The sequence below is a fragment of the Labrys sp. Lb11 genome, from assembly GCF_057554225.1.
The window spans coordinates 736535-754446 of the sequence record NZ_BAAJOT010000002.1; the positions used below are offsets into that span (position 1 = coordinate 736535).

Consider the following 17912-nt stretch of genomic DNA (forward strand, 5'->3'; position numbering starts at 1 on the left):
CGATGACGATGCCCGATTCGGGGGATGCTCCTCGCGCCGACGCCGTGACGCCCGCTTCGCAGGGCGCCGCCGAGACCGTGCCGTTGCCGGACGACGCGCTGATCATCCTGCCGGTGCGCAACATGGTGCTGTTTCCCGGCACGGTGATGCCGATCACCATCGGCAGGGTGTCCTCGATCGCCGCCGCCCAGCAGGCGGTGCGCGAGGAACGACCGGTCGGCATCGTGCTGCAGCGCGATCCCGAGGCCGCGGATCCCGGCCCGGACGGCCTCTATTCCGTCGGCACGCTGGCCAATGTGGTGCGCTACATCACTGCCCCCGACAACACCCACCACGTCGTCTGCCAGGGCGCGCAGCGCGTGCGCATCCTCGACTACCTGTCGGGCGCGCCCTTCCTGGCCGCCCGCTATGCGGCCATCCCCGAGCCGGCCACCCGCACGCCGGAGATCGAGGCGCGCTTCCTCAACCTGCAGAACCTGGCGATCGAGACCATCCAGCTCATCCCCCAGGCGCCGCCCGAGCTCGTCGCCGCCTTCCAGTCGACGCCCTCGCCGGCGGCCCTGGCGGACCTGGCGACCGCCTACATGGACGTCACGCCGCGCGAGAAGCAGGAGATCCTGGAGACGATCGACCTCGCCGCCCGGATGGACAAGGTCTCGCGCCTGCTCTCGGCGCGCATCGAGGTGCTGCGCCTCAGCCAGGAGATCGGCCGCCAGACCAAGGCCTCGCTCGATGGGCGCCAGCGCGAGGCGCTGCTGCGCGAGCAGATGGCGACGATCCAGCGCGAGCTCGGCGAGGGCGACGGCAAGGGCCAGGAGGTGGCCGAGCTCAACGAGGCCATCGCCAAGGCCGACATGCCGGAAGAGGTGGAGAAGCAGGCCCGCAAGGAGCTGCGCCGCTACGAGCGCACGCCCGAGGCCGCAGCCGAGTCCGGCATGATCCGCAGCTATCTGGACTGGCTGGTCGAGCTGCCCTGGGCCCTGCCGGAGGAGAAGCCGATCGACATTCCCGAGGCGCGGCGCATCCTCGACCACGACCATTTCGGGCTCGACAAGATCAAGAGCCGCATCATCGAGTTCCTGGCGGTACGCAAGCTCGCGCCGCAAGGCAAGGCGCCGATCCTGTGCTTCGCCGGCCCGCCCGGCGTCGGCAAGACCTCGCTCGGCCAGTCGATCGCCCGGGCGATGGGCCGGCCCTTCGTGCGCATCAGCCTGGGCGGCGTGCATGACGAGGCCGAAATCCGCGGCCATCGCCGCACCTATGTCGGCGCCCTGCCCGGCAACATCATCCAGGCGATCCGCAAGGCCGGCGCGCGCAACTGCGTGATGATGCTCGACGAGATCGACAAGATGGGCCGCGGCATCCAGGGCGATCCCGCCGCCGCCATGCTGGAAGTGCTCGACCCCGAGCAGAACGCCACCTTCCGCGACAACTATCTCGGCGTGCCCTTCGACCTGTCGCGGGTCGTCTTCATCGCCACAGCCAACATGCTCGACACCATACCCGGGCCGCTGCGCGACCGCATGGAGATCATCAGCCTGGCCGGCTACACCGAGGGCGAGAAGCTGCAGATCGCCCGCCGCTACCTCGTGCGCCGCCAGCTCGAGGCCAATGGCCTGACGGCGGAGCAGGCCGAGGTCGACGATGCGGCCCTGCAGGCGATCATCCGCGGCTACACCCGCGAGGCGGGCGTGCGCAACCTCGAGCGCGAGATCGGCCAGGCGCTGCGCCACGCGGCGGTGCGCATCGCCGAGGGCAGCACCCCGCACGTGCACATCACCGCCGGTGCCCTCCCCGCCGTGCTCGGCCCGCCGCGCTTCGAGAACGAGGTGGCGATGCGCACCAGCGTCGCCGGCGTGGCCACGGGCCTGGCCTGGACCCCGGTCGGCGGCGACATCCTGTTCATCGAGGCGACGCGTGCGCCCGGCCGCGGCGGCCTCATCCTCACCGGCCAGCTCGGCGACGTGATGCGCGAGAGCGCCCAGGCCGCCATGACCCTGGTCAAGAGCCGCGCCGCCGCGCTCGGCATCGATCCCGCCCAGTTCGAGAAGAACGACATCCACGTGCACGTGCCGGCGGGCGCCACGCCCAAGGACGGGCCGAGCGCCGGCGTCGCCATGTTCATGGCCCTGGTCTCCCTGATGAAGGACCGGACCGTGCGCAGCGACACCGCCATGACCGGCGAGATCTCGCTGCGCGGCCTGGTGCTGCCGGTCGGCGGCATCAAGGAGAAGGTGGTCGCCGCCGCGGCCGCCGGCGTGACCCGGGTGATGCTGCCGGCCCGCAACCGCCGCGACTTCGAGGACATTCCCGAGGACGCCCGCAACCGCCTGGAGTTCATCTGGCTGGAGCGTGTCGACGATGCCATCGCCGCGGCCCTGGAGGATGCGCCGGCGGAGGCGCCGGAGACGGTGCAGTAGCCGGGCTCGCAGACGCGCGGGAGAGGCCTCATGTCCGGACGACGCCTCACGGCGCCGGCGCGGTCAGCCCCTGGCGCTCCAGGATGGCCCAGGCCTCCTCGGCGGTCTCGGCATAGGCGAACAGCGTCAGGTCCTCCGGCCGGATGAAGCCTTCCCCGATCAGCACGTCGAAATCGATCAGCTTCGTCCAGAAGGCGCGGTCCATCAGCACGATCGGGCAGAACGGCATCTTGCCGGTCTGGCGCAGCGTGACGATCTCGAACAATTCGTCCAGCGTGCCGAAGCCGCCGGGGAACACCACCAGGGCCGCCGCATGCATGGCCAGGTGCATCTTGCGCATGGCGAAGTAGTGGAAGCGGAAGGTCAGGTCGGGCGTGGTGTAGGGGTTCGGCTCCTGCTCGTGCGGCAGCACGACGTTGAAGCCGATGGTCGGCGCGCCGGCCTCGCTGGCGCCGCGGTTCGCCGCCTCCATGAAGCCCGGGCCGCCGCCGGTGGCGATGACGTTGAAGCGCCCCTCCGGCCCCTCGTCGAGCGCGCCGCCGCGCTCGGAGGCGATGCGCCCGAACGTCCGCGCCTCGGCGTACCAGCGGCCGTGATTGCCGTTCTGCCCCTCCCGCACCCGCGCCGAGCCGAAGACCACGATGGTCGAGCGGATGTGGAAGGCGCGCAGCCCCTCCTGCGCCTTCAGATATTCGAGCTGGAAGCGCACGCCCCGGGTGGCGTCGCCGAGCAGGAAGTCGGGATCCGTGGCGGCCAGGCGGTAAGCCGGCGAGTTCATCTGGGCGAAGGGGGCAGGCATGACGGACACTCACGCAGAAATGGGCGGGCCGGCGGCGATGAATCGGCAGCCGGCGGCAAACGCCCATCATCTCACGACCTCGGCCGCGATTGAAGGCGCGAAGATCGGCGCTGGTCGCAAGACGGCTGGCGTCGGCGCCGGCTTGCCGCTAGAACGCGCCTGACCGACGTTTCCGCAGAGCCCCGACCATGACCGATCTCGCCGCGCTGGAGCGCGCCGTTCTCTCCGACATCGATGCCGCCGCCGACGAGGCCGCCCTCGAAGCCGTGCGCGTCGGCGCGCTCGGCAAGAAGGGGTCGGTCTCCGAACTGCTCTCGGGCCTCGGCCGCATGGCGCCGGAGGAGCGCAAGAGCGCCGGCGCCGCCATCAACCGGACCAAGGAGCGCGTGACCGAAGCGCTCTCGGCCCGCCGCGCCGTGCTCAAGGCGGCCGCCCTCGATGCCCGCCTCGCGGCCGAAGCCGTCGACGTGACCCTGCCCGTGCGCGAGAGCGGCATCGAGCTCGGCCGCATCCATCCGATCAGCCAGGTCATCGACGAGATCACCACGATCTTCGCCGACATGGGCTTCGCCGTGGCCGAAGGTCCGGACATCGAGACCGACGACTACAACTTCACCATGCTCAACTTCCCGCCGGGCCATCCCGCGCGCGAGATGCACGACACCTTCTTCTTCGCCCCCGACGCGGCGGGCGAGCGCAAGGTGCTGCGCACCCACACCAGCCCGGTGCAGGTGCGCACCATGCTCGGCCAGAAGCCGCCGATCCGCGTGGTCATTCCCGGCCGCACCTATCGCTGCGACAGCGACCAGACCCACACGCCGATGTTCCACCAGGTCGAGGGCCTGGTCATCGATCGCACCAGCCATGTCGGCCACATGAAATGGGTGCTGGAGGAGTTCTGCCGCGCCTTCTTCGAGGTGCCCTCGGTGAAGATGCGCTTCCGCCCCTCCTTCTTCCCCTTCACCGAGCCCTCGCTCGAGGTCGACATCCAGTGCTCGCGCAAGGGCGGCGAGATCCGTTTCGGCGAGGGCGAGGACTGGCTGGAGATCCTGGGCTGCGGCATGGTGCATCCCAACGTGCTGCGCAATTGCGGCCTCGATCCCGACGACTACCAGGGGTTCGCCTGGGGCATGGGCATCGACCGCATCGCCATGCTCAAATACGGCATGCCGGATCTGCGCCCGTTCTTCGACGCCGACATGCGCTGGCTCAGCCATTACGGCTTCCGCCCGCTCGACCTGCCGTCCCTGGCCGGCGGCCTCACCGCCTGAGACCGGGCCCGGCGGATGTCGCCGCGATTTCGCGCCGCGAATTAACGCGGGGGTAACCATCGGCGGTCATCCTGCGCCGCGATGGCGCATGGGCGTCGGCTGGGTTGCCGGCTATCGGGTGCGGGTCTATATGGGCTTGCACCCCGCAACACAGGTCCAGTCCAGGCGCCCCTTCCAGACGGATCCATGGCCAGCCTCCATCACCATCCTCTCGATCCCCATTCGCGCTTCGTCCGCCTCATCCTCGGAGAGACCGGACTGGATGCGGATCTGATCGAGGAGAGGCCGTGGGAACGCGAGGAGCGCTTCCTGCATCTCAATCCGGCCGGCGCGCTGCCCGTGCTGGTCGAAGCCGACGGGCTCGTCGTGCCCGGGGCGACGACCATCGCCGAATATCTCGACGAGACCCATGGCCCGGGCCTGGGCGAGCATCGGCTGCTGCCGTCGGACGCGAAGGCCCGCGTCGAGACGCGGCGCCTGGCCGACTGGTTCCTCGGCAAGTTCCAGGCCGAGGTGTCGGAGTATCTGGTGACGGAGAAGGTGCTGAAGCGCTTCATGCCGGAAGACGCCGGCGGCGGCGCGCCCGACACCACCGCCATCCGCGCCGCCAAGGCCAATGTGCGCTATCATCTGCGCTATATCGGCTATCTCGCCAGCCGCCGGAACTGGCTGGCCGGCGACCGGTTGAGCTATGCGGACCTCGCCGCGGCGGCGCAGCTGTCCGTCGTCGACTATCTGGGTGACGTGCCGTGGGCGGAAGACGAAACCGCGAAGGAATGGTATGCGCGGATCAAGTCGCGCCCATCCTTCCGTCCGCTGCTGAGCGAGATGGTGCGCGGCACCCTCCCCTCCGCCAACTACGCCAATCTCGACTTCTGACCGGCTCCGACCTCAAGCAGGCGCTGCTCGATCGTGCCCGCGCCGAGGGCTTCGATACCGTGCGCGTCACCACGCCCGACGCCCTGCCGCAGGCGCCGGCTCGCCTGGCCGCCTTCCTGGCCGCCGGCCATCACGCCACCATGGAGTGGATGGCCGAACGCGCCGAGCAGCGGGCGGACCCGCGCGTGCTGTGGCCGGAGGTGCGCAGCATCGTCATGCTGGGCCTCAATTACGGACCGGACCTCGATCCCCGCGCTGCCCTGGGCGACAGAGCCGGCGGCGTGATCTCGGTCTATGCCCGCGGCGACGACTATCACGACGTCGTCAAGAAGAAGCTCAAGAGCCTCGGGCGCTGGCTCGGCGAGGCCTCGGGCACGGCGCTGAAAGTGTTCGTCGACACGGCGCCGGTGATGGAGAAGCCGCTCGCCGCCGCGGCGGGCCTCGGCTGGCAGGGCCGGCATACCAACCTGGTCAGCCGCGAATTCGGCTCCTGGCTGTTCCTCGGCTCGATCTTCTCCGCCGCCGACCTGCCGCCGGACACGGCCGAGACCGATCATTGCGGCTCCTGCCGGGCCTGCCTCGACATCTGCCCGACGGCGGCCTTCCCGGCGCCCTATCGGCTCGACGCCGGACGCTGCCTCTCCTATCTCACCATCGAGCACAAGGGACCGATCCCGGCCGAGTTCCGCGAGCCGATGGGCAACCGCATCTATGGCTGCGACGACTGCCTGGCGGCCTGCCCCTGGAACAAGTTCGCCCGCAAGGCGCGCGAGCAGGCGCTTTCCGCGCGCGAGGACCTGAAGGCGCCGCGTCTGGCCGACCTGGCGCGCCTCGACGACGCCGCCTTCCGCGCCCTGTTCCGCAAGAGCCCGGTCAAGCGCGTCGGCCGCGACCGCTTCGTGCGCAACGTGCTGATCGCCATCGGCAATTCCGGCGATCCCGCCCTGGCGGAGGAGGCCGTCCGATTGCTCGCCGACGCTTCGCCGCTCGTGCGCGGCATGGCGGTCTGGGCCCTGGCGCGACTGGCGCCGGCGCGCTTGCCGCGGGAGGCCGGGCATGCCAAGGAAGACGATCCCGCGGTGCTCGCGGAGTGGCGGGCGGCCGGTATCGTCGTCAATGCGACATCTGCTGCCGTCTTGACGACGCAGCCATTGACTCCTACCGGTTGATCCGCGTCCGGGGAAGCGTTCAGGTTCAAGAGGCTGCGATGAGGCATCGGGGAGAGGCGCGGAAGGCGGCCAGCAAGACCGCCGAGAAATTCGGGGATGCCGCACAATTCTTCCGCACCTGGGCCGAAAAGCCGCTGCAGCTCGGTTCGGTCACCCCGTCCAGCCGCTATCTCTCCCGTGTGATCGCCAGCTATGTCGACCCCAAGGCCGACGGCCCGGTGGTCGAGATCGGCGCCGGCACCGGGCCGGTGACCGAGGCGCTGATCCGGCACGGCGTCGCCGAGAATCGCCTGACGCTGCTCGAATACAGCCCCGAATTCTGCGAATTGCTGCGCCGCCGCTTTCCGGCGGCGAATGTCGTCCAGGGCGACGGCTACGCCCTGGCCAGGACGCTGGACGGCAAGCTGCCCGGGCCGGCCGCGGCGGTGATCAGCGGCCTGCCGCTCTTCACCAAGCCGGAAGCGATGCGGCTGGATCTGCTGCGCCAGGCCTTCACCCTGATGCAGCCCGAGGCGCCCTTCATCCAGTTCACCTACGCCGTGGTCTCGCCGATGCCGCTGAAAGACCCCTTCTTCACCTGGAGGGCCTCGCCGCGCATCTGGCGCAACGTGCCGCCGGCGCGGGTGTGGGTCTATCGCCAGCCGGTGAGGAACTGACGGTGGCGGCGCCTTCCGTTCGCGACCGCCTGATCGTCGGGCTCGATGTCGACGGCGTCGCCGCGGCCGAGGCCGTGGTCGCCCGCCTCGGCGACACCGTCTCCTTCTACAAGATCGGCTATCAGCTGGTCTTCCGCGGCGGCCTGCCCTTCGCCCGCGAGCTTGCCGCCTCGGGCAAGAAGATCTTCCTCGACATGAAGCTGCACGACATCGGCAACACCGTGTCGAAGGGAGTCGAGGCCATTGCCGGCATGGGCATGACCTTCCTCACCGTGCACGCCTATCCTCAGACCATGCGGGCGGCCGCGGCCGCGGCGCGCGGCTCCAACCTGGCCATCCTGGGCGTCACCGTGCTGACCTCCTACGACGAGGCCGATCTGGCGGAGGCCGGCTATGGCCTCGGCGTCGCCGATCTCGTCGCGCGCCGCGCCCGGCAGGCGACGGACGCGGGCATCGCCGGCCTGATCCTGTCGCCCGACGAAGCCGCGGCCATGCGCCGGCAGGTCGGTCCCGGCCTGCTCCTGGTCACGCCGGGCGTGCGGCCGGCCGGCGCCGCGGTCGGCGACCAGAAACGGGTGATGACGCCGGCGGCGGCGATCCGCGCCGGCGCCGACCATCTGGTGGTTGCGCGGCCGGTGGTCGCCGCCCCCGATCCGAAGGCGGCGGCCGAAGCCATCCTGGACGAGATCGCAGGCGCGGTCGGCGAGGCGTGAGAGGCCATCGGCCGGCCTCGTCCTGCCGACCAGGGGCGGCCGTGCGGGCAGCGCGGCCCGAGGCTGCCGGTCAGTCGGCCCGGATCAGCTTGCCGCGATAGACGACCGGTCCGGTCGGCGCTCCGCCCGGCGCTCCCCCCGGCGGCTCCACCGAGACCGCCAGCAGGGTGTCGGGATTGCGCCAGACCGTCGGCGCCACCTCGGCGATCGAGCGGGTGCCCGGCTGGTCCAGAAGGCCGAGCGACACCGGCTTGGCGCCCGGCGGCACGGCCCAGAGCTCGAAAGCCTTGCCGGGCGCGGGCGTGGCCTGCAACGAACGCACGGCCAGGACTCCTTTCGTCAGGTCCACCGCCACCACCAGCGGCGGCGCCTCGCCGCCGGCGCTGACCACGCCGATGAAGTGCGCGCCGGCCGTGCCAGAGACATGGCCCGGCCGCCCCACGACGAACAGCGCCAGGCCGGCCGCCAGCGCGGCGGCGGCGGCCGTGGCCCAACGCCAGCGGGTGATGCGCCCCTGCAGCAGCCGGGTGCGCGCGGCGATCGCTTCTTCCAGCCCGACCACCACGTCGCCGCCGACCGGCGGAACGACGGACGGGTCGATCGGCGGCTCGGCGACCGGCAGCGCAGCCGCCGGCGCCTCGACCAGACGCTCGCCGGGCGCCTCCAGCCGGGCGATGGTCTCGGCCGCGATGCGCGACCACAGCTCCGGCGAGGGAGCGGCCTCCGGCGCCAGATGCGCCAGCGGCGCCAGCCGCCGCTGCCATGCCGCCACCTCGGCCGCGTAGTCCGCGTCCCCGGCGAAGCGCTGCTCGACCTCGGCCTGTTCCTCGCGCGTGCGCGTGCCGAGCACGGTCTCCGCGGCGAAGACGCTGACGACCAGGCGGCGGCGTTCCTCCTCCTCGCTCATCGGCCCAGGCACTCCCGGACCGAGGCGAGGCCGCGATGGATCCAGGACTTCACGGTGCCGATCGGCACGGCCAGCAGCGCCGCGATGTCGCTGCCGGAAGCCCCGTCGACATAGGCAGCCAGGATGGCCCGGCGCGCGCCGTCCGACAGCTTTTCCAGGCAGGCCAGCAGCGCCCGCAGGTCCGAGCGGTCGACGGCGGCCGCCTCGGGAGAAGGCGTCGGATCAGCCAGGGCTTCCATTGCAGCCTCGTCGTTCCCGACCTGCTCGCCCCGCCGCCTGGCAATGTCGAGCGCCCGGTTGCGGGTGATCGTGGCCAGGAAGGCGAAGCCCGATCCGAGGGCCGCATCGAAGCCGGCCTGCCCGTTCCAGAGCTTGACGAACACGTCCTGCACCACATCCTCGGCGCTGTCGCGCCGCTTGAGGATACGCAGGGCCACGCCGAGAAGTTTCGGTGCCGCCTGCTCGTAGAGCGCATGGAAGGCGGCGGCATCGCGTCGCGCCACCCCTTCCAGCAGCGTCTCGAGCGTCTGCTGCATCACCATCCCGATCCGCCGCCGCCGCCTCCGCCGCCGCCGGAAGAACCGCCGCCGCTCGAGCCGGAACTGGACCCGGGGGCGGAGGAGGCCGACGCCGTGCTGCTCGCCAGGCCGCTGCCGAGGCTATCGGCGAAGCGGGCGGGGTTGCCGGCATCCCAGTTCGATCCGGAATACCACGACGGCGCGGAAACGCCAGCCGCCGCCAGCACGCCGGTGAACATGCTGCTCCATTGATGAGCGCAGCCGAGCGCCACGGCATAGGGCAGATAGCGCTCGAACAGGTCGGGCGTGCGCTGCGGCGGATGCAGGACGTTGAGCCGCTCCTCCTCCGTCGTCGCCAGATACATGCGGAAGCCCTCGATCCCGTCGAGGAGCACGCGGCCCGACGGCGTCGGCGCGGTGAGCAGGCCGAAGAAGACGGCATTGACCGCCACCAGCAGCGCCACGGCGGAGCCGGCGACCAGCAGGGCGGGCTCGGGCGACTCGGCCAGCATCGCACCGAGCGGCAGGGCCAGGCCGACCAGGGCGAAGGGCACGATGAACAGCAGGCCGAACAGGCCGCGCATTCGGCCGAAGCCGCGCCCGGCCGCCATGGCCGCCCAGTTGCGCCGGCCGACCAGGACGATCACCAGCCACCACAGGCCGACGAAAACACCGCCGAGCAAGCCGGCCGCGAGGATCTGCGAAGACAGGGCATAAGTCAGGGCCAGCACCACCAGGGAGATCAGCGCCCCGATGGCGAACCAGATGCGATTGAGCACGAAGGCGACATCGCGATACTCCTTGCCCAGCGCCGCCGACAACGCGCCGCGGGCCGCGCTGAACACGCGGTGATTGGTATTCTTGACATCGATCGGCACGGGACCGAGCGCCGTCATCACGCCCCGTTCTCCGGCGGAGAGAGCCGCCACGCTCTTGCCCTGCGGGATGAAGCGGTAGCCGGCATCACCGTCGGCAATCTTCAGATACCCCTTCACCGCCAGGCCGATGACGGCGCTGGAGAAGCCGAGATCGTCGAAGCCCTGCTGGCGCACATAGCGCACGGCAGCCGGGCTCAGGCCGTCCGGCGGCCGGAACAGCGGCACGATCACGCCCGGCGCCGGGTCGCGTCCAACCTTGAACCAGGCCAGGACATAGAAGGCGAGGACGCCGGCGAGGCCGAGCCAGGCGACGACCGCCGGCGCATTGTCCTGCAGGAACCACATCGCCTTGTCGGCGCGTCCCGGCGCCGTCACGAAGCCCTTGGGAAAGGCCACGGCGACGGTGAAGCCCTCCTTCGTCTGCAGCGGCCGGGTGGTGCGGGCGGCAAAGCGGCCGGGCGGCGAGGGCAGGACCTGGAAATCCTTGCCCTGCGCGCCCTGCTCGCCGGTGTAGCCGGCGAAGCGCAGCACGGTGGCGCCCGGCGGCAGCTCGATCGTCACGCCGGCCGCGTCGATCGGGAAGGTCCAGCCATTGCCGGTGACGTTCCAGTAGAGCTCGTCGAAGCCGTCGAAGAAGCCGAGCTCGCGCGTCACACGGTAGCGGATCTCATAGGTCGTCGGCCTTGTCGGCAGCAGCACGTCCTTGTCGCCGATGCGGATGCGCTTGCCGTTGGCGATGGCCTCGACCGCATAGGGCTCGTCGCGGCCGTCACGCTTCACCGAGACGACGGAGAAGCCGACAATCACCTCGACGCCATGCCTGTCGGTGTAGCGGGTGGGGAAATCGCGAAGGATGCCGCGCCGGATCTCGTTGCCGCGGACATCGACCTTGATGGTCTCGGTCACGTCGAGCGCGGCGTCCGGCAGGATGCGGATCGCCGAATCGAAGGACAGGATTCGTTCCTGGGCCGCGGCCCCGCCGAGGCAGGCGAGGATCAGCGCCAGCGCCGCGATGAGCGTCTTCATCGGGCCGGACGCCTACCGGGTGCCGAAATCGACTTTCGGCACCTGCCGTGCCGCCTCGTCGCCGATCTCGAAGAATTCGGCCGGCTGGAAGCGGAAATGATTGGCGATCAGGTTCGAGGGGAAGGATTCGATCAGCGTGTTGAAGTTGCGCACGGCGCCGTTGTAGTAGCGCCGCGCCGACTGCACGTCCTCCTCGATCGTGGCGAGCTGGGTCTGCAGCTCGCGGAAATTGGCGTCGGCCTTGAGCTCTGGATAGGCCTCGGCGATCGCGAAGAGCCTGCCGAGCGCCGCCTGCATGCCGGTTTCGGCCGCGGCCTGGGCGCCGACGCCCTGCGCCCCGATGCTGCGGGCGCGGGCGGCCGTCACCTCCTCGAACACGCCGCGCTCATGGGCGGCGTATCCCTTCACCGTCTCGATCAGGTTGGGGATGAGGTCGGCGCGGCGGCGCAGCTGCACGTCGATGCCGCTCCAGCCCTCGGCGGTCAGGTTCTTGTCCCGGACCAGGCGGTTGTAGATCGAGATCGCATAGAGCGCGATCAGGACGATCACGCCGAGGATGATGAGAAGGGTCATGACGGGCTTGCCTGCTGGTTCGCGGCCGGCACCATGCCCTTCCCGCGCCCGAAGCGCGTGTGCGAAATCGCACGGCCCGGCGGCCGAAGCGCGCCGGCGCCGCCAGCGACGCCGGCCGATCGCCCTCGATCAGTCCTTGGCGCGCTCGACGTAGGAGCTGTCCTCGGTCTGCACGACGATGCGCGTGCCGACGCCGATATGCGGCGGCACCGTGGTGCGCACGCCGTTGGAGAGGATCGCCGGCTTGTAGGAGGACGAGGCGGTCTGGCCCTTGGTCACCGGCTCGGTCTCGGTCACCTCCAGCGTCACGCGCGCCGGCAGCTCGATGCCCACGGCCACGCCGTTGTAGAGGCTGATCTGCGTGGTCATGTTCTCCTGGAGATACACGGCCTGGTCGCCGATGACGTCCGCCGGCACGGTGATCTGCTCGTAGTTCTCCATGTTCATGAAGGCGTAGCTGTCGCCGTCCTGATAGAGAAAGTTGTGGTCCTTGGTCTCGATGAAGGCGCGCTCGACCTGCTCGGTGGTCTTGTAGCGCTGCGAGGTCTTCACGCCGTCGGAGAGGCGGCGCATGTCGATCTGCGTGGTCGGGGTGCCCTTGCCGGGAAAGAAGCTCTCGGCCTTGAGCACGGCGTAGAGCTGATCATTGACCTCGACGACATTGCCTTTGCGGATCTGGCTGGCGATAACCTTCACGGGAATTGTCCTTGCGCTGAATTCTTCGGGCCGCCTCATACACAAAAGCAGGCGTCAGAGGAAGCCGAAGCGCGGGCCGGAATGACGGCCGCGCCCAATAAAGCGCATCTGCCCTCACCGCCCCACGAACTCCATCCAGCGGCGGACGAGGTAGTTGTGCTCGTCCATGGTGGTGTTCCACACCGCGATCCGGCTGGCGCGTTCCCAATAGGAGCCTCCGGCCCGCACGGCGCCGGCCCGGATGGTGACGGCGCCATCGGGTCCCGGCAGGTCGCGCGCCGCCGCAGCACCCTCGTACCAGAAGGCCCATTCCTCCGGCGCCAGATGCGCCCTCACCCGGTCGGGCACGGAGACGTAGTAGCCCTGCCGCGCCATCACCGCGCCGGCCCAGCCGTCCAGCCACCAGTTGAGATAGGCATAGGCGACGTCGAGCATGCGGCCGGTGGCCCGCGCCGACAGGCACAGGCCGCCATGCCAGGCGCGGTAGCCCTCCTGCGGCACCGCCTCGACCACGGGCACGCCGCGCCGCAGCAGCGCGGTCAGGCCCGGCGACCACATGCTGCCGATCGCGACCTCGCCGCTCGTCATCAATTCTGCCGCGTCCTGGGCCGTCTTCCACACCGTGCGGAAATGGCCCGAGCGCTTCTTGGCCAGCAGGATGTCCATCAGCCGGTCGATCTCGGCGATCGACATGTTGCCGATATTGTCGAAGCTCATCTCGCCGGCCGCCTGCACGGCGAGGGCGGCGTCGAACACGCCGATCGCCGGCTCGTCGACCAGCGCCACCCGTCCCCGCCAGCGCTCATCGAGCAGTTCCGCCCAGGAGCGCCCATGCGCCGCCGGGCCGTTCGCCATGTCGGCGCGGTAGGCGAAGGCGTCGACGTTGTGCACGGTCGGCAGCATGCTGGCGAAGCGCGTCTCCGCCGGGCCGATCGAGGAATTGGGCTGCACGTAGAGCTTGCTCACCGGCGCGTCGCCGCGACCGATCCGGGCGTTGGGATTGATGCGGCCGGTCTTGGTGAGGTCGTTGACCTCAGCCCACAATCCGATGCGATGCAGGTCGATCGGCTGGATCGCGCGCCAGAACCAGACGATGTCGAGATTGTGGAAGCACTGGTCGTAGACGTCGTAGGCCTCCGGCTCGGTGGCGGCCTTGCGCTGGGCGCTGAGGAAGTCGAGGACTTCGAAGACGACGCGGATGCCGAGATCGGCCTCGGCCCGGCGGCGCAGCGCCTCCAGCAGCGAGATCTCCGTGCCGAGCACGCGCAGCACCGGTCGCGCATCGACGACGGCAGGAGCTGCGGGGGAGCTGGAGGCTGGGGCGGGGGTCATGGATTCGGCGACATCACGTCCCCGACGTTGTGACGGATCGGCTTCGGCGAAGAAATCTCACCCTGCCGCCCTCGCGCCGATGTCCACCGCCTTCTCGGCCTCCGGGCAGCAGAAGGCGAGGAAGGAGCGCCGGACCAGGGCCGGATCGAGATCGCAGACGATGAAGACCAGGCGCGAGGCACGGTCTTCGTCCGGCCAGGCGGCGAGGTGCTCGGGCGCGTGCACCAGGTGCTGCACCGCATGCACGGCCACCGGATTGGCCTCGCCGTCGAGGCGGAGCAGACCCTTGACCCTCAGCACGTTCTCGCCATGCCGGTTGAGCAGCATGGTCAGCCAGATGCCGAAGGCGGTCCAGTCGACGGGTCGGTCGACGCGGATCGAGAAGGAGCGGATGCCGAACGCCTCCGGCTCGTGCCCTGCGGCCTCGGGCGGCAGGGCCTCGGCGCGCCAGTAACGGGACGGGGCGCCTGTCAGGAGGATGTCGGCGCCGATCGCCTGGTCCGTAGCCCGGGCCAGCGGCGCGGCCGGATTGATCGCGGCGATCTCGTCGATGAGCGCCGCGGTCACCGCTTCGGCAGCGATGTCGGTCTTGGTCAGGACCACATGGTCGGCGGCGGCCAGCTGCCCGCGCGAGGCCGCGTGGCGCGCCAGATGCGCCGCCCCGTTCACCGCGTCGATGGTGGTCACCACCTTGGCGAGCCGGAAATGGTGGCGCAGCACCGGGTCGGCCCGCACCGTCGACAGGATCGGGAAGGGATCGGCGAGGCCGCTGCTCTCCACGACGAGGCGGTCGAAGGCCGGCACCTGCCCCCGCTCGCGCCGGGAATGGAGCTGGCGGATCGCCGCCGACAATTCGCCCCGCACCGTGCAGCACAGGCATCCCGATTTCAGCAGCACCACGGTATCGTCGATGCGGTCGATGAGGTGATGGTCGAGGCCGATCTCGCCGAACTCGTTGATCAGCACCGCCGTGCCGGCCAGGGCCGGGTCCGCCAGCAGCCGCCGCAGCAGCGTCGTCTTGCCCGAGCCGAGGAAGCCGGTCAGCAGGTTGACGGGCGTGAAATCGAGCACTTCAGCCATCGCCGCGCTCCAGGGCCGCGATCAGATCCGGCGCCAGCGGGTCGCAGGGCCGGCCGGACAGCCGCTCCGCCGCCGGCCAGAGATGGCCGAGATCCTCGACCAGTTCGGTCTTGCCGGTGCGCGTCGCCAGCACGAAGGCGCTCGCCTGCCAGTCCGAGAGGGTCAGCCCGAACCGGCCGAGGATGCGGTTGGCGACGGCCACCCGCCGCGCCCGCTCGCGCCGCCGCTCCAGCCGGTCGAGATTGCGGGTATAGACCCCGGGCCGCGCGGCCGCGTCGGTCCAATGCTCGGCGCCGCCGATCACCCCGCACAGGGAACACATGCAAAGCCTCCGGCTTGGGGGATAGCGGCTTGAGACGAGACGCTAACCGCTCCCTTCCCCCTTGCGGGGAAGAGTAAGGGATGGGGGTCGTTGGCGTAAGGCTCGCGCTATCCTGCACGACCCCCACCCTTTATCCCTCCCCGCAAGGGGGAGGGAAGACACAGGCGTCGCGGTGAGACCGGGACCGTGGTGTCTCGCCCTGCCGCAAGCAAGGCCGACAGGCGCGGCGTCCCGTCGCTTCACGCGCGCGGACGGGCCGCCCGCGGCTCATTTCTTCCGCGGCGAGCGGCGGCGGAAATCGTCCGCCATCTCGTCCATGGTGACGAAGCGCACGCCGGGGTGGCTGGCCATGTGGTTGTAGAGCCGCTCCAGCATCATCAGCACCTGCGGCCGCCCCGACACGTCGGGATGGATGGTCATCGGGAACACGGCATAGTCATATTCGCGGTAGACCCAGTCGAACTGGTCGCGCCACATCTCCTCCAGATGGCGCGGGTTGACGAAGCCGTGGCTGTTCGGGGACTTCTTGATGAACATCATCGGCGGCAGGTCGTCGAGATACCAGCTGGCCGGGATCTCGATCAGGTCGGTCTCGTGGCCGCGCTGGAGCGGCACCATCCAGTCCTTGGGCTGCCTGGAGTAGTCGATCTTGGTCCAGCTGTCGCCGACACGCACGTAATAGGGCTCGAAGTCCTTGTGCATCAGCGAATGGTCGTACTTGATGCCCTTCTTGACCAGCAGCTCGTTGGTGACGTTGGAGAATTCCCACCAGGGCGCGACATAGCCGGTCGGCGCCCTGCCGGCGAGCTGGGTGACGAGGCCGATGCACTTGTCGAGCACCGCCTCCTCCTGCTCAGGCGTCATGGCGATCGGGTTCTCGTGGGTGTAGCCATGGATGCCGATCTCGTGGCCGGCATCCGCCACCGCCTTCATCTCCGCGGGGAAGGTCTCGATCGAGTGGCCGGGGATGAACCAGGTGGTCTTGATGCCGAGCCGGTCGAACAGCTTGAGCAGTCGCGGCGAGCCGACCTCGCCGGCGAACAGGCCGCGCGAGATGTCGTCCGGCGAGTCTTCGCCGCCATAGGAGCCGAGCCAGCCGGCGACCGCGTCGACGTCGACGCCGAAGCCGCACAGGATTTCCTTAGCCATCGTCTTTCTCCTCTTCCAGAGTCCGTTCGAAGCAGGCGCCGCCCGCCCCTGGGCCGGGGCGCCCGCGAAACCTCGAAGTCCGGCGCGAGCCGCGGGGCGGAATCGCAGCCCGGGCCGGCGCCCTCCCTCAGGCCGGCCTGACGCTCGCCTCGCAGGCTGCGGCAAAACCGAGCAAAGCATCGTCGCTGCCGGGCGGCCCGCTGATCAGGAAGCCGGTCGGCAGCCCGCCATCATCCGTTCCGGACGGGATCGAGACCCCGCACCAGTCGAGGAAGCTGGCGAGCATGGTGTTGCGTAGCACGAGCGCATTGGTGGCGAAGAACAGCTTGTCGTCGGCCTCCAGCGGCGCCAGCTCCGGCGCCACGATCGCGACGGACGGGAAGGCGGCGAAGGCGTCCGGGCCGAGCAGATCCGCCCCCTCGGCGACCAGGCGGCGCCGGGCATCCAGCAGTTCGGCCAGCGCGGCGGCACCGATGCCGCCGCCGGTCCGCGCCCGCTCGACCACCCGCCGGTCGATCTCGCCGGCTCGCGGCCCCTCGACCTTGTCCCTGAGATGCGCATAGGCCTCGGCGGTGACGAGCGCCCCGGTCCTGGCGAACAATTCGCGGATGGCGTCGAAGGCCGGGATGCGGCGGTGCTCGACGGCGATGCCGAGGGCGGAGAGACGCCCCAGGGCGTCTTCGAACCGGTCGACGACGGCGCGGTCGGCATCGTCGAACATCACGTTCTCCGGCACGATCAGCCGCCGCCCCGCGAGGGGCGTCTCGCTCCGGCGCGCCGGAGCGGCGCCGCGCAGGGCGGCGTCGATCGCGATCGCGTCCTCGACGTCGTGGCTGAAGACGCCCAGCGTGTCGAGCGAGGGCGAGAGCGGGTAGACCCCGTCCATCGGGTAGCGCCCGCCCGAGGCCTTGTAGCCGACGATGCCGTTGAACGCGGCGGGAATGCGCACCGAGCCGCTGGTGTCCGAGCCGATCGCGACCGGCACGATCCCGCGCGCCACTGCCACCGCGCTGCCGGAAGAGGAACCGCCGGGAATGCGGGCTGGCCCCGTCCCGCACGGATTGCGCGGCGTGCCGTAATGAGGGTTGAGGCCGAGGCCGGAGAAGGCGAACTCGGTCATGTTGGTGCGGCCGACCGCCGCCATGCCCGCCTCCCGCAGCCGGGCGACGACCGGCGCGTCCTTCGCTGCCGCCGGCGCGTCGGCCAGGATGCGCGAGCCGGCGGTGGTGACCATCCCTTCGAGATCGAACAGGTCCTTCCAGGCGACCGGCACGCCGTCGACCGGCCCCGCCGGACGGCCGGCGTCGAGGCGCCCGCGCGAAGCCTCGGCCTCCCGAAGCGCCCGCTCCCGGGTCAGCCGGGTGAAGATGGCGTCGTCGCCGGTCGCCTCGATCGCGGCGAAAGCGGCCTGCGCTACGGCGACGGGATCGAGCGAACGGCTGGCCAGGCGTCGGCCCAGCGCCAGGGCGGTCTCGGCTTGCGGCTTGGGGGAAGGGGTTGCGGCCATGACGGGATCCTGTCTTG

Annotated in this window: 18 protein-coding genes; 7 read left to right on the top strand and 11 right to left on the bottom strand. The window is 70.3% G+C overall.

All coding sequences use genetic code 11. The annotated features are described in order from the left end of the window. Positions 1 to 2 precede the first annotated feature (2 nt). Positions 3 to 2420: an endopeptidase La gene (gene lon, locus AC27L4_RS08565; RefSeq protein ID WP_487141661.1), complete on the top strand. Its 2418-nt coding sequence runs from the start codon at positions 3 to 5 to the stop codon at positions 2418 to 2420. Positions 2421 to 2466: 46 nt separating this feature from the next. On the opposite strand, the gene AC27L4_RS08570 is transcribed toward lon, so the two are convergent. Continuing rightward, on the bottom strand, positions 2467 to 3219 hold the full coding sequence (locus AC27L4_RS08570; protein ID WP_487141662.1) for an LOG family protein: 753 nt from the start codon (positions 3217 to 3219) through the stop codon (positions 2467 to 2469). On the opposite strand from AC27L4_RS08570, the gene AC27L4_RS08575 reads away from it, so the two are divergent. The 6 genes from AC27L4_RS08575 (at position 3218) to pyrF (ending at position 7907) form a co-directional block, all read left to right on the top strand. Continuing rightward, complete coding sequence (locus tag AC27L4_RS08575) at positions 3218 to 3382, top strand: hypothetical protein (protein WP_487141663.1); 165 nt, start codon at positions 3218 to 3220, stop codon at positions 3380 to 3382. The two genes, AC27L4_RS08570 and AC27L4_RS08575, sit on opposite strands and share 2 nt — an antisense overlap. A 25-nt stretch (positions 3383 to 3407) precedes the next feature. After that, positions 3408 to 4490, top strand: a complete 1083-nt coding sequence (gene pheS / locus AC27L4_RS08580) for a phenylalanine--tRNA ligase subunit alpha (RefSeq protein WP_487141664.1) — start codon at positions 3408 to 3410, stop codon at positions 4488 to 4490. Between the two features lie 186 nt (positions 4491 to 4676). Next, positions 4677 to 5369 carry a glutathione S-transferase family protein gene (locus AC27L4_RS08585; protein WP_487141665.1) on the top strand — a complete coding sequence of 231 codons (693 nt, stop codon included), beginning with the start codon at positions 4677 to 4679 and terminating at the stop codon, positions 5367 to 5369. Then, complete coding sequence (queG, locus tag AC27L4_RS08590) at positions 5267 to 6538, top strand: tRNA epoxyqueuosine(34) reductase QueG (RefSeq protein ID WP_487141666.1); 1272 nt, start codon at positions 5267 to 5269, stop codon at positions 6536 to 6538. The genes AC27L4_RS08585 and queG overlap by 103 nt, the downstream gene beginning before the upstream one ends. A gap of 38 nt (positions 6539 to 6576) precedes the next feature. After that, positions 6577 to 7194, top strand: coding sequence for a class I SAM-dependent methyltransferase (locus AC27L4_RS08595; RefSeq protein ID WP_487141667.1), 618 nt, complete (start codon positions 6577 to 6579; stop codon positions 7192 to 7194). Next, a complete protein-coding gene (gene pyrF, locus AC27L4_RS08600; RefSeq protein ID WP_487141935.1) occupies positions 7191 to 7907 on the top strand; it encodes an orotidine-5'-phosphate decarboxylase in 717 nt (238 codons plus the stop codon). Before AC27L4_RS08595 ends, pyrF begins: the two co-directional genes overlap by 4 nt. Positions 7908 to 7977: 70 nt before the next feature. Here the strand turns inward: pyrF and AC27L4_RS08605 are convergent, their stop codons facing one another. The 10 genes from AC27L4_RS08605 to AC27L4_RS08650 form a co-directional block, all read right to left on the bottom strand. Next, positions 7978 to 8814 (bottom strand): anti-sigma factor, encoded by an 837-nt coding sequence (locus AC27L4_RS08605; protein WP_487141668.1) that lies wholly within the window; start codon positions 8812 to 8814, stop codon positions 7978 to 7980. Further along, positions 8811 to 9350, bottom strand: coding sequence for a sigma-70 family RNA polymerase sigma factor (locus tag AC27L4_RS08610; protein ID WP_487141669.1), 540 nt, complete (start codon positions 9348 to 9350; stop codon positions 8811 to 8813). Before AC27L4_RS08610 ends, AC27L4_RS08605 begins: the two co-directional genes overlap by 4 nt. After that, entirely contained in the window at positions 9350 to 11236 is a 1887-nt protein-coding gene (locus AC27L4_RS08615; protein ID WP_487141670.1) for a DUF2207 family protein, read from the bottom strand. Before AC27L4_RS08615 ends, AC27L4_RS08610 begins: the two co-directional genes overlap by 1 nt. A gap of 12 nt (positions 11237 to 11248) precedes the next feature. Beyond that, positions 11249 to 11809 carry a LemA family protein gene (locus tag AC27L4_RS08620; protein ID WP_487141671.1) on the bottom strand — a complete coding sequence of 187 codons (561 nt, stop codon included), beginning with the start codon at positions 11807 to 11809 and terminating at the stop codon, positions 11249 to 11251. A 129-nt stretch (positions 11810 to 11938) separates the two neighbouring features. Beyond that, entirely contained in the window at positions 11939 to 12505 is a 567-nt protein-coding gene (gene efp / locus AC27L4_RS08625) for an elongation factor P (protein WP_487141672.1), read from the bottom strand. Positions 12506 to 12619: 114 nt separating this feature from the next. Then, positions 12620 to 13837, bottom strand: coding sequence for an ABC transporter substrate-binding protein (locus tag AC27L4_RS08630; RefSeq protein WP_487141673.1), 1218 nt, complete (start codon positions 13835 to 13837; stop codon positions 12620 to 12622). 57 nt (positions 13838 to 13894) lie between these two features. Further along, positions 13895 to 14917: a CobW family GTP-binding protein gene (locus AC27L4_RS08635; protein WP_487141674.1), complete on the bottom strand. Its 1023-nt coding sequence runs from the start codon at positions 14915 to 14917 to the stop codon at positions 13895 to 13897. Then, positions 14910 to 15239 carry a hypothetical protein gene (locus tag AC27L4_RS08640; RefSeq protein WP_487141675.1) on the bottom strand — a complete coding sequence of 110 codons (330 nt, stop codon included), beginning with the start codon at positions 15237 to 15239 and terminating at the stop codon, positions 14910 to 14912. The genes AC27L4_RS08635 and AC27L4_RS08640 overlap by 8 nt, the downstream gene beginning before the upstream one ends. 267 nt (positions 15240 to 15506) lie before the next feature. After that, complete coding sequence (locus AC27L4_RS08645) at positions 15507 to 16388, bottom strand: polysaccharide deacetylase family protein (protein ID WP_487141676.1); 882 nt, start codon at positions 16386 to 16388, stop codon at positions 15507 to 15509. A gap of 127 nt (positions 16389 to 16515) precedes the next feature. Further along, on the bottom strand, positions 16516 to 17895 hold the full coding sequence (locus AC27L4_RS08650) for an amidase (RefSeq protein ID WP_487141677.1): 1380 nt from the start codon (positions 17893 to 17895) through the stop codon (positions 16516 to 16518). Positions 17896 to 17912 lie beyond the last annotated feature (17 nt).